We start from the raw sequence: 11,334 nt of genomic DNA, 5'->3' as shown, positions 1-11,334 counted from the left end.
GTCTCCATCAGGCAATCACCGGCAGAGTGGAGAGGGAGTAGCTGTGCTCCAGCGTGCGGTTCAGCACCGGGTCGTGCAGCGCCATGCGAAACGCCGCGGCGGGACGAATACCGCCAATAGCCGATAATGTGCCGCAGGAGATCGCAAATCCCTCCTCTTCAGCCGTTTTACCTGAGAAGCGCGCAATCAGCTCCAGCGGAGAGAGGAGTGCATCAAGCGTGCCGGACTGGTAGGTGACCCAGTCGCCGTTTTCCATTATCCAGGCACGCAGCTCCAGCCGATCCCAGTGCGCGGCAACCTCCGCCATGCGCCACGCCTGCTGCGCGACTGGCTTCACACATACCTGTTTTGAGAGCGCCACGCTGAAGGTTTCCAGATGGCGATCGGTGTGGTCAGAGATCAGCGAAACCCAGCACTCCCCTTGGTGAAAAAAGACAAACGGCTCAGCTTCCCCTGACGTCTGCTCTCCCACCACATCCACGTTCGCCTGCTGGCTCAGCAGCGTCGGCGTAGCGCGATAGAACAGCGGCACTGCACCAGGAGCGGGCACACCCAGCGCCTCCAGTTCACGGATATGGTGCAATACGGCCTCACGATCGCGGCCGGCCCAGCCCGCGATAACCAGTCGGTTGATGGTAACGTCCAGCGCCAGAGGCGGGTTATCCTGCGTGGTGAAACGTAGCTGCATGGTTTTTCTCCCGGCTTGAAATGCCTGTGAAATTTCACTGTGATTTCAAAGTAGCCAATTTCATGCCAGGTTTTTGTGTAATATGTCTCAGTACCCAAAAAAGGATGTGCGTAATGAGTGACGTAATGGCTGAAAATGTGAACCCGCAGGCGGAGGGAAAAACGCTTTCACTGAATGAGCGAGCCTATCTGGCATTTAAACATCGCCTGATCACGCTGCGTTATAAACCCGGCGACTATCTGAATACCGCCCAGGTGATGGAAGATCTGCAGATGGGGCGCACGCCGGTCAACCAGGCGGTGCACCGGCTGGCTACAGAGGGTTTGCTGCAGATCATTCCCCGTAAAGGCGTCATGGTTTCGCCGCTCTCTATTGATGATGCACTTGAACTGATTGAAGTCAGGCTGGTAAATGAAGCGTTATGCGTCAGGCTGGCTGTGGCACGTATCAGTGACGCGCAGATTGCCACCCTGCGACAGCTTAATCAGCAAATCGCACATGCCGGTGCGGCGCATGAAAGAGAGACGATGATGCTGCTGGATCGGGAATTTCATCAGGTGCTGGCGGAGATTGCCGGAAACCGGCGTCTGACCGACATTCTGAGCATTATTCATGCTCAGGCACAGCGCTTCTGGGCAACCACGCTCTCCAGCGTCCGGCATATGGAAGAGGTGATCGCCGAGCATGAAGCGATCATCCTGGCGCTGGAGCAGGGTGACGTGCAACAGGCGGAAGCGGCGACGCGGGTACATATTCTCTCTTTCCGTCAGGCGCTGCTTAATCACTGAGTCGCGCGGGATAGCCAGGGACCTGCAGCCAGGGATTCACGCCGGATAAGCGTGCCGGTGTGCGGCGCGCCTGGCCTGATATCGCCGCCGTCAAGCATGGCGACCAGACGGGCGATGGTTTCATGGATCATCTCTGTCACCGGCATTTTCACGCTCGACAGCGCCGGAAGGGTATAGGGTGCCAGTGGAATATCATCAAATCCCACCACCGCCACCTGCTGCGGCACGGCAATCCCCCGGACGGCCAGCGCCCTGAGTGCGCCAATCGCCATTTCATCATTGCTTGCCACCACCGCGCTGAAGCGGACGTGCTGCGTCAGCAGCTGCTCAATAGCCATGACGCCCTGTTCCGCCTGCCAGCGCCCTTCCACCACCCGTGCCGAATCGAACGCAATGCCATGCTTCGCCAGCGCCGTCTGATAGCCCGCCAGACGCTCGCGTCCGGTAGGCGAATCAAGCGATCCGGTGATAAACGCAATCTCGCGATGCCCCAGCAGAATAAGCTGCTCAACGGCTGCCGCGCTGGTGGCGTGCTGATCGGCAAAAATGCAGTAGCTGGTATGCTGACGCAGGCGGCGGTTGATGACCAAAATCGGATGCCGGTGCTGAGCAATAATGCTGTCCATCTCTTCGATGGAAAGAAAGCGCGGATAGATGATGACGCCATCGCAGCGCAGATCGAGCAAAAACTCAATGGCGGCCCGCTCTTCTGCCGCGCTGTGCTTGCCGTCCACCAGCAGCAGCTGGCGCCCCTGCTGTTCAAGCATGCGCGCTGAATGCTGCATCATCTCGGTAAAGTAGCTGCCGCTATAGAGCGTATTGGTAATGACCAGCCCGATTGTCTGGCTGGAGCGCGTCGCCAGATTGCGCGCCAGCAGATTGGGCCGGAAGCCGGTTTCAGCGATGGCCGCATACACTTTTTCCCGCGTATCCTGGCTGACATAGCCGTTACCTGACAGAACACGTGACACTGTCGCTTTTGAGACACCCGCGCGTTTCGCTACTTCGGTAATAGTGGTCATAATCTGCCTGTTTAAGCTCTCCTGCGCTGAGTTTACCTAAGTATCGGGACAGACAAAGAAATTTATCTTTTGTCCCGCCGGGCGAGATCCGATCTGCGTCACAATTGCAGATATTAAATTTTAATTCTCTTGCCTGAACATAATGCACATCTCATGATTTTGTGAAACCGGTTTCTCATGAATAAAAAACAGGCAGCCTGCTGCCGGACAATCTTACCCTGAAAACTGAGACAGAAATCATGGCGAATAAATATGCAGACGCCGCCCGCTCCATTGTTGCTGCGCTTGGCGGCCTGGAGAACGTTACGGCGGTGACCCACTGTATGACGCGACTGCGTTTTGTGGTGCACGCACGCGAAAAGATTAATGATGCCGCGCTAAAAGCGATCCCGGGCGTAATGGGTGTGGTCTATACCGACACACAGTGTCAGGTGATCATTGGCAATGACGTAAACCTCGCTTACCAGGCGGTGCAGCAGCTCGGCACGCCCGGCGCTTCTGCCACCGCAGCCGCGCCGGCGCGGAAAATCACGCTGCGCCGCATCGGAGCCGGCATTCTTGATGCACTGGTGGGCACGATGTCACCGCTGATCCCGGCTATCATCGGTGGCTCAATGGTTAAGCTGCTGGCGATGATGCTGGAGATGGGTGGCGTGCTGGAGAAAGGCAGTTCAACGCTGATCATTCTCAACGTTATCGGCGACGGCGCTTTCTTTTTCCTGCCGGTGATGGTTGCGGCTTCAGCCGCGCTTAAATTCAATACCAATATGTCGCTGGCGATCGCCATTGCCGGAGTGCTGGTACACCCCAATTTTATCGACCTGATGGCGAAAGCCGCGCAGGGCCAGACGGTGGAGTTCGCGTTTATTCCGGTAACGGCGGTGAAATATACCTATACCGTGATCCCCGCGCTGGTGATGACCTGGATCCTCTCCTGGATCGAACGCTGGGTTGATCGCATCACCCCTGCCGTGACGAAAAACTTCCTCAAGCCGATGCTGATCGTCCTGCTGGCCGCGCCGGTAGCCATTCTGCTTGTCGGGCCGCTGGGGATCTGGATCGGCAGCGGCATCTCTGCGCTGGTCTACACCATTCACGGCTATCTGGGCTGGCTCTCAGTCGCCATTATGGGCGCACTCTGGCCGCTGCTGGTGATGACCGGTATGCACCGCGTTTTTACCCCTACTATCATTCAGACCATCGCTGAAACCGGCAAAGAGGGCATGGTGATGCCGTCAGAGATTGGTGCCAACCTCTCGCTTGGCGGCGCGTCGCTGGCAGTCGCGTTTAAAACCAAAAACCCGGAGCTGCGTCAGACCGCTTTTGCCGCCGCCGCCTCTGCCATTGTCGCCGGTATTTCCGAGCCGGCGCTGTACGGTGTGGCCGTGCGGCTGCGCCGTCCGCTGATCGCCAGTCTGATCAGCGGTTTTATCTGCGGCGCGGTGGCCGGCATCGGCGGACTCGCCAGCCACTCTATGGCCTCACCGGGCCTGTTTACCAGCGTCCAGTTTTTTGATCCTGCTAACCCCATGAGCATTGTCTGGGTGGGCGGCGTTATGGTGCTTTCCGTGGTGGTTTCATTTGTGCTGACGCTGCTGCTCGGCTTTGAGGATATTCCTGTTACCACACCAGCAGAAAAGCCGCAGCCGGCCACCGGCAATGTCGCCATCCCTACCCGTTAATGATTGAGGTTTTTTATGTCTGACACGCCATTCCCGGCCGGTTTTTTATGGGGCGGCGCTTTAGCCGCCAACCAGTCTGAAGGAAGTTACCTGGCCGATGGTAAAGGGCTGACCACGGTGGATATGATCCCACACGGCGCTAACCGTATGGCGGTTAAGCTGGGGCTGGAGAAGCGGTTTACGCTGCGCGAAGAGGAGTTCTATCCCAGCCATGACGCTATCGATTTTTATCATCGCTATAAAGAAGATATCGCGCTGATGGCTGAGATGGGCTTTACCGTTTTTCGTACCTCTATCGCCTGGAGCCGGCTCTTTCCCGACGGCGATGAGCTGACGCCGAATGCGGACGGGATCGCTTTTTATCATAAAGTATTCACCGAGTGCCGAAAATATGGCATTGAGCCGCTGGTTACGCTCTCTCACTTTGATGTGCCAATGCATCTGGTCATTGAATATGGCTCATGGCGCAATCGTAAAATGATCGATTTCTTTGCGCGGTACGCGCGAACCTGCTTTGAAGCGTTTGATGGCCTGGTGAAGTACTGGCTGACCTTCAATGAAATCAATATCCTGCTGCACAGTCCCTTCTCAGGCGCTGGCCTGGTATTTGAACCCGGCGAGAATCATGAGCAGGTGAAGTATCAGGCGGCGCATCATGAACTGGTCGCCAGCGCGCTGGTGACAAAGATTGCGCATGAGGTTAATCCGCAGAACCAGGTGGGCTGTATGCTGGCGGGCGGTAACTTTTATCCATGGTCGTGCAAGCCAGAGGATGTCTGGGCCGCGCTGCAGAAAGATCGTGAAAACCTGTTCTTTATTGATGTTCAGGCGCGCGGAGCCTACCCTGCCTACAGCGCACGACTGTTCCGTGAAAAAGGCGTAACCCTTGAAATAACGGATGAAGACGCAGCCATTCTGCGTCACACGGTAGATTTTATCTCGTTCAGCTATTACGCCTCGCGCTGCGCCTCGGCAGAGATGAATGAGCAGAACAGCAGCGCCGCCAACGTTGTTAAATCGCTGACCAACCCGCACATTGCGCGCAGCGCCTGGGGCTGGGGAATTGATCCGCTGGGCCTGCGCATCACCATGAATATGATGTATGACCGTTATCAGAAGCCGTTGTTTCTGGTGGAGAATGGCCTCGGCGCACGTGATGAGCTTACCGCCGCCGGTGAAATTCATGATGACTACCGCATCAGCTATCTGCAGCAGCATATTGAGGCTATGGCAGAGGCTATCGCCGATGGCATACCGGTGATGGGCTACACCACCTGGGGCTGTATCGATCTGGTCGCCGCTTCTACAGGTGAGATGAGTAAGCGTTATGGCCTGGTCTACGTTGATCGGGATGACATGGGCAACGGGACCCTGCAGCGCACGCGCAAAAAATCCTTCTGGTGGTATAAAAAAGTCATCGCCAGTAACGGACGCGACCTCAGTTCTGAATAATATGCGCAGGCCAGCCAGCTGGCCTGCTGCTCCCCCGAAATAGATCTGCTATTTCACAATAAACCACGTAATTAATTTTTTTATGAGCGATTTACTGTATTAGGCGTTCATCTAACCTGGTTACTTTCTTCACATCCGGTTTTATACCCCCTGGCGGCATCCAGGAATTGTATTACCGACTCACTAATCCCCTCTTCTAACTGCAAACAGTAAAGTCATAATTTTCACACCAACCTCAGGGCGATATTAACTATGGAACAAAATCCTCTTAATAAACTTTCACTTTGCGAAGCAACAGCGCATTTCCGGCCAGAGATAAATGCGCTGGTAGATATATTAAACCCGCCTGAATCAATCTGGGCCCGTTTAAAGTCCGTAGTAAATGCCTGGCAACTCTTTGAAAAAGAAAGCACTAAGTATGCTTTCATGAAAAAGTCACATTTAATAGCAACTCTTTACCGTGAACATACTTCAGGCATCTCTCTTGGGCGGTGCAATATTAAAAGAAGAGAGGTGGATAATGAAGGGACTGTGCGTGGCTCATTAAGATACAAATTGCCTGATGTTATTTCCATGGACGCCCCCCTTCCATTACATATGGTCGATGAAGCCGTTAATTTATTTAATGCCGGTGGAACACCAGATTTCAGACGAAATAGCTATGAAGAATTGTGCAGTTTCAGAATTACGCTCGATCAGCGAGCGCGTCTTCTGCGCGAGCATAAAAAACTCCCGGCAACCGACTCTCTTTTAACTGAAGATAAGCATATCAATTTTCGCAAGCTGAAATTGGATAACATATATATTCCCAAAGATATGTTCGAAAAGGCTGATTTTAGCTACAGCTCCCTTGGGAAACGAGATATTACAGGGCATAATCTTTCTTGGGCCATATTTAAAAATAGTTTAATGCAGCTTGATTTTTCCAGACTCTCTGACGAAGAGAGAGATATCGATTTATTCTTTAATCATCATAATAACCCAGAAGGAACGCCATTAACGGCATTACAGAGTATCGATAATCGCTTTGCTGATTTTAAAAAACAGCTGGCGCGAGAAATTATCAATGAGTTATCGCGTCAGGATATCACTTTGCAACAGCTGATTAGCACAGCCATACCGATACTTGAGGTTTTTGGCAAAGAACCTTTCTGTTCAGATCCCAGTATCAGGCAATGGCACGACAGGCTGACGGAAGAGTGGTTTTATTCTAATAGACATATCTCAGGCAGCAATCTGAACCTCTTATCTCATGCAACAATTGAAAATTTCCTTCGCCTTATAACGCATGACTCATCTTTATTGTCGCAAAAAAATGCATTATTTCATCAAATAATTGATCTTACAGTTTCTGAGAACCATGAAAATTCCAGTATTGCCGCTCGCGCTCAGGAAAGCTATGACCGCTATCTTCAGAGCAGAGAAGTTACGCCTTATACGCGCTTTGAACACTTCAGCCGCACCAGTGCCCTCTCTGAACCTACACAAGTTAATCTGCAGGGGAGTGATGCGGTAAATCTCGTGTTGATGCCTGCGAATCCAGGCGGCCCGGTTCTGTTAATGAGTCTTGATACCATGCGCGGCATGTTGAGGCCCGATCCGCTGAACCCCGTCTGGAACCATTTTTATCAAATGGATACGCCGCAAAACTGCTTAAAAATGGTTGAAATGAACCCGGAAAACCTGTTTCGCCGCAACTTTCCTCAGTTTCTTACTCCATTTCTGGCATAACAGCAGAAAAATACGTTAAGCAAATTGCTGGACCTGCTCAAACTGGGAAAGTTCCGTAAAGCTTTTGACAACGCAACCGAAGCAAAGTCCTCAACTGAAAAAATGATCGATAAAGCCACCGAATTTAAGCTGGAAGCGCACTTTCGCCCTATGCTGTACCCTGACGAGTACTGGAGTCAACTGACGCAACAACATGCGCGGGCAGTTACAGAAGCTTATGGGATAGCAGATGCATCGCCGCGAAACAAAGCAGAGTATTTTCTCTGCATATCTGCAGTATTTACGCGCCTCTCTTCCAGTTTTTACTTTGGAACAGAAACAGAATCGCCTTTGCCACTGCGCGCCTACGCTCATGCTTTAATGCTTCAGGCGGCAAAATTTGACCCAACAATTTTTGACTCGCCTTCTTTGCTTATCAAGTGGCAGAATCAATTTCAGGGAAGTAACGGATTACTTGAATGCACGGCGGCTTTGTCCCAGGGCATGTTTGACTATTTGAACAGAGTCTGTCCGCAAACCCTGGCCACGGTTCGCCCGCTGGCGTGGAGTTAACGTCGCGGCTCGCACAACCTGTGGCTACAAATGAGCGGTGGCAATAGACCGGTTTAAAAGCTTCATCCCGTACTGGTTACGCATTTCATGGCGTAAATGGTACTATCCCGCCTTTACTGACCAGGAAGAGTGCCATGCAGATAAAAGGATTTCCTGCCCCGTATTCAAAAGGATCCTGCCTTTGGCTGTGCTGCGCACTGCCTGCGCTGCTGGTGCTGCTTAGCTGGCCGATGGCATACGCCGCTGAGCATACTGCCGCTGACAATCGCGCTAACCGCATTGTCAGCGGTATCCTGAGTTTTACCCGCTGGCCACCTCCGGTGCAGGTGCCGCAGCTCTGCATCCTGGCCTCCGCCCGACACCTCACGCTTTCATCAGCCGACGCGCCGCCTGCCACGCCGTTCAGCGTCGTGCGCGCTGACAGCGCTGGCAGGTTATCCGCGCTGCACTGCGACGCGGTCTATTTCGGCACGGAAACTCCGGCTCAGCAGCACGCTGCTCTGGCAGCAATGCCTGATAAAGCGGTGCTCAGCATGGCGGAAAATAACCCTGACTGCGCAACCGGCGCCACTTTCTGTATGATTTTTGGTGAGGAACGTACCCGTTTTTCGGTGAATCTCGATTCACTGGCACGCAGCGGCGTCAAAGTCAGTCCCGATGTGCTGATGCTGTCGCGTAAAGAGAACCAATAAGATGAAATTTTTACTGAGAAAACGTCAGGGTTCATCACTGCGCGGTCGCCTGCGCCGCATCAGCACCATAAATGCGGCGGTGATCCTGCTGCTGTGCTGGCTGCTGATGACCTCGACCTCTCTCTACTTTATTAAGCGTTACGAAAACCGCAATCTGGCGCTGACGGCAACCACGCTGAGCACCAGTCTTACTGCGGCAACGGTATTTGAAGACAGCTATGATGCGCACAGTAAGATTGCCATGCTGGGTGACAAAGAGATGTTTGCGTCGGCGCAGCTGGTCACCGCCAGCCATACCGTACTGGTTGACTGGGTCAACCGCCGCGAGCACAGCGGCTTCTATGAAAAACAGCTGCGGCAGTGGATCTACGCCAGTCCGGTCACTGTTGATATACAGCACGCGGGTACCCGGGCCGGCAGCCTGACGCTGGCCGGAACGGTGAATGGCGCCAGCGAGTTTATCCACTACTCCATCCTGATCCTGACCTGCGGCATGCTATGCGTGCTGGTGATCTCTTTTATGCTGAGCGAGTTTCTCCATCGCGGCATTCTGCTCTCCATGCGCACTATCACGCGCGCCATTCACTATGTGATCCGCACCGGTGATTTTACCCAGCGCGTGCCGCCTGAGCCGATCAATGAGTTTCAGCTGCTCTCCAGCGATCTGAACGCGCTGCTGAGTGAGATGCAGACGCTGAAAGCATCGCTGCTGCGTGATAACCGTTCGCTGGCAGAAAAAGCGCTGACCGACCCGCTTACGGGTCTTGCGAACCGTTCTGCTTTTGTGGCGCGGCTGGCGCAATTGCTCGATCGTCCGTTAACGCCGCCGCGCTTTGCGCTGCTGTTTCTGGATGGTGACCGCTTTAAATGCATTAACGACAGCTGGGGACACGCTGCCGGGGATGAAGTGCTGAAAGCCACCGCTGAACGCCTGGCTGGCCTGATCTCAGAGGGCGATCTGGTTGCACGCATGGGGGGCGATGAGTTCGCAATGGTCCTGACCAGCCGCACCACCCCTGCCCGGCTGCAGGAACTTCGGGATGCCATACAGCATGCGGTACGCCAGCCTATCGCGCTCAGTGAAGACCGCACTATTACCACCTCAGTCACCATCGGCTACGCCTGGGCGCAGTCTGGCGACAGCGTGGCCTCACTGCTGGAGCGGGCAGATTTGCATATGTATAAAAACAAAAAACTGAATAAGGATCGGCTGTGAAAATCTATGGTTGCCTGATGGCGCTGATACTCACCTGCGCGGGCTGCCAGTCCGGCGGCTTTACCCGTGCCCAGGTTGCAGCGCTGCAGCAGGAGGGCTTTAGTCAGAACAGCGAAGGCTGGGGGCTGGGATTACCCAACCGCATCCTGTTTGGCATTAATGAGTCAGACCTTACCGCGGCCAGTAAACAGCGCATCGCCTCCACGGCAAGCCTGCTGGCAGCCACCGGCATTACGCATCTGCGTATCGACGGTCACACCGATAACTACGGCGAAGCGGGCTATAATCAGCAGCTTTCACTTAAACGCGCCAATGCCGTCGCGCAGCAGTGGGCCGCCGGCAGCGGCGTCCCGCGCGCGAATATTGTGACGCGCGGGCTGGGTATGCGGGTGCCGGTTGCCAGCAACAGTACCTCGCAGGGGCGTGCGCAGAACCGCCGCGTCGCTATTGTGATCGCGGCGCCGTAGCGTGACCACCGCGCTCCAGCGCATAGAAATAGAGCCGGTCGCGGGCGAGATTTTTCATTTTGACTTCGCACATGATATCGAACCGGTCAAACGAGAGCGCCCAGTCGTTTAGCGTCTGATTAAAGAAGTAGTCCGAATGCGCGCGCAGCTTCATTTTGGAGGCTGCCAGTGCGTTCTGATCGGGAAAACCGCTATCGGGGATCAATCCTTCCTGCGCAATCGAGTAGTGCAGCACCGGACGCACGCCGCGCCAGGAGTCGATAATCTGTGCAATCCGGCCATCGTCAGGTTTGATAAAGGCATTCTCTTTTACCCAGTGATGGTGAATATCCAGCACCACCGCGCACAGCTCGCGCGCCTGAAGCACATCATCCAGCGCGCAGGAAACCTCATCATTCTCTACCGTGAGCATATTACGCGCCTCAGGGCTGAGCCGCATAAACGCATCGCGAAAACCAGCAAACCCCTTTTTGCCGTTCATATGGATATTGATTTTAAAATCCTGAAAACGCTGTCCATAGCCCATCAGAACGGCACAGGTGGCATGATATTCAACATCCTCAATTGCACGCTCCACCACCCCCTCATTATCAGACGCCAGCACGGTATATTGTCCGGGATGAAACGAGAGCCGAATATTGCTGGCGCGCGCCAGTTCGCCACAGCGGGCAAAGAGCGGCGCCAGCTCCGGCATCGCCTCGCGGTAGAGTGGCGTAGCCTGCGGAACGGTATAGAGCGGCAGCAGATCGCTGCCGATACGCATCATGCGCAGTGCATCAGGCAGCGTGGCGAGCTGTTCCAGCAGAGCATAAAGATTGGTGAGGTTAGTACGGGCCAGCCCAATTAGCAGCGTGGCGGCGGCATCACCCTGCATGCCCAGAAAGCGGGTACGGGTGGTGCTTTTGAATGGAAAAGGCTGCTTCGCCTCATGATCGAAATACTTACACGCAAAACCCAGTTTCATAGAATTCCCCTTAACAGCAGCTAGTGAGTCTAGCTCTCGGACAGGAATGCGCGAGGCGGAGAGAAAAGAAAACGGGCAGC

At 54.2% G+C, this 11,334-nt stretch carries 11 protein-coding genes; 8 read left to right on the top strand and 3 right to left on the bottom strand.

Annotation, left to right across the window (positions count from 1 at the left end):
• Positions 1-7 precede the first annotated feature (7 nt).
• Complete coding sequence (locus tag B4M48_RS03990; RefSeq protein WP_250341429.1) at positions 8-688, bottom strand: DUF2848 domain-containing protein; 681 nt, start codon at positions 686-688, stop codon at positions 8-10.
• Between the two features lie 113 nt (positions 689-801).
• On the opposite strand from B4M48_RS03990, the gene B4M48_RS03985 reads away from it, so the two are divergent.
• Positions 802-1,476, top strand: a complete 675-nt coding sequence (locus tag B4M48_RS03985; protein ID WP_250341428.1) for a GntR family transcriptional regulator — start codon at positions 802-804, stop codon at positions 1,474-1,476.
• Here the strand turns inward: B4M48_RS03985 and B4M48_RS03980 are convergent.
• Entirely contained in the window at positions 1,470-2,498 is a 1,029-nt protein-coding gene (locus tag B4M48_RS03980) for a LacI family DNA-binding transcriptional regulator (protein WP_040113526.1), read from the bottom strand. The two genes, B4M48_RS03985 and B4M48_RS03980, sit on opposite strands and share 7 nt — an antisense overlap.
• 239 nt (positions 2,499-2,737) lie before the next feature.
• Between B4M48_RS03980 and ascF the strand changes: the two genes are divergently transcribed.
• The 7 genes from ascF (at position 2,738) to B4M48_RS03945 (ending at position 10,290) form a co-directional block, all read left to right on the top strand.
• Entirely contained in the window at positions 2,738-4,180 is a 1,443-nt protein-coding gene (gene ascF, locus B4M48_RS03975) for a PTS cellobiose/arbutin/salicin transporter subunit IIBC (protein ID WP_040113527.1), read from the top strand.
• A 15-nt stretch (positions 4,181-4,195) separates the two neighbouring features.
• Complete coding sequence (locus B4M48_RS03970; RefSeq protein WP_071668364.1) at positions 4,196-5,632, top strand: 6-phospho-beta-glucosidase; 1,437 nt, start codon at positions 4,196-4,198, stop codon at positions 5,630-5,632.
• Positions 5,633-5,884: 252 nt separating this feature from the next.
• Entirely contained in the window at positions 5,885-7,363 is a 1,479-nt protein-coding gene (locus B4M48_RS03965; protein ID WP_288656004.1) for a hypothetical protein, read from the top strand.
• A 24-nt stretch (positions 7,364-7,387) separates the two neighbouring features.
• Entirely contained in the window at positions 7,388-7,915 is a 528-nt protein-coding gene (locus tag B4M48_RS03960; RefSeq protein WP_288656002.1) for a hypothetical protein, read from the top strand.
• 134 nt (positions 7,916-8,049) lie between these two features.
• The gene (locus B4M48_RS03955) at positions 8,050-8,607 is read left to right on the top strand and encodes a YfiR family protein (RefSeq protein WP_040113531.1); all 558 of its coding nucleotides are present in this window, start codon (positions 8,050-8,052) and stop codon (positions 8,605-8,607) included.
• Position 8,608: 1 nt separating this feature from the next.
• Positions 8,609-9,823, top strand: a complete 1,215-nt coding sequence (locus B4M48_RS03950) for a diguanylate cyclase domain-containing protein (protein ID WP_250341425.1) — start codon at positions 8,609-8,611, stop codon at positions 9,821-9,823.
• Positions 9,820-10,290, top strand: a complete 471-nt coding sequence (locus B4M48_RS03945; RefSeq protein ID WP_414692657.1) for an OmpA family protein — start codon at positions 9,820-9,822, stop codon at positions 10,288-10,290. Before B4M48_RS03950 ends, B4M48_RS03945 begins: the two co-directional genes overlap by 4 nt.
• Here the strand turns inward: B4M48_RS03945 and B4M48_RS03940 are convergent.
• Positions 10,268-11,254, bottom strand: a complete 987-nt coding sequence (locus B4M48_RS03940; RefSeq protein ID WP_283341040.1) for a UV damage endonuclease UvsE — start codon at positions 11,252-11,254, stop codon at positions 10,268-10,270. The two genes, B4M48_RS03945 and B4M48_RS03940, sit on opposite strands and share 23 nt — an antisense overlap.
• Positions 11,255-11,334: the final 80 nt, after the last annotated feature.

Origin of the sequence: Pantoea sp. UBA6567, assembly GCF_002434165.1 — a bacterium.
Lineage (GTDB): Bacteria > Pseudomonadota > Gammaproteobacteria > Enterobacterales > Enterobacteriaceae > Pantoea > Pantoea eucrina.
This window is presented reverse-complemented; position numbering and strand designations above follow the sequence as displayed.

Coding starts and splice junctions, on each gene's coding strand:
- B4M48_RS03950 (WP_250341425.1), top strand. CDS start 8,609: ATGAAATTTTTACTGAGAAAACGTCAGGGTTCATCACTGCGCGGTCGC.
- B4M48_RS03940 (WP_283341040.1), bottom strand. CDS start 11,254: ATGAAACTGGGTTTTGCGTGTAAGTATTTCGATCATGAGGCGAAGCAG.
- B4M48_RS03990 (WP_250341429.1), bottom strand. CDS start 688: ATGCAGCTACGTTTCACCACGCAGGATAACCCGCCTCTGGCGCTGGAC.
- B4M48_RS03970 (WP_071668364.1), top strand. CDS start 4,196: ATGTCTGACACGCCATTCCCGGCCGGTTTTTTATGGGGCGGCGCTTTA.
- B4M48_RS03980 (WP_040113526.1), bottom strand. CDS start 2,498: ATGACCACTATTACCGAAGTAGCGAAACGCGCGGGTGTCTCAAAAGCG.
- B4M48_RS03965 (WP_288656004.1), top strand. CDS start 5,885: ATGGAACAAAATCCTCTTAATAAACTTTCACTTTGCGAAGCAACAGCG.
- B4M48_RS03955 (WP_040113531.1), top strand. CDS start 8,050: ATGCAGATAAAAGGATTTCCTGCCCCGTATTCAAAAGGATCCTGCCTT.
- ascF (WP_040113527.1), top strand. CDS start 2,738: ATGGCGAATAAATATGCAGACGCCGCCCGCTCCATTGTTGCTGCGCTT.
- B4M48_RS03985 (WP_250341428.1), top strand. CDS start 802: ATGAGTGACGTAATGGCTGAAAATGTGAACCCGCAGGCGGAGGGAAAA.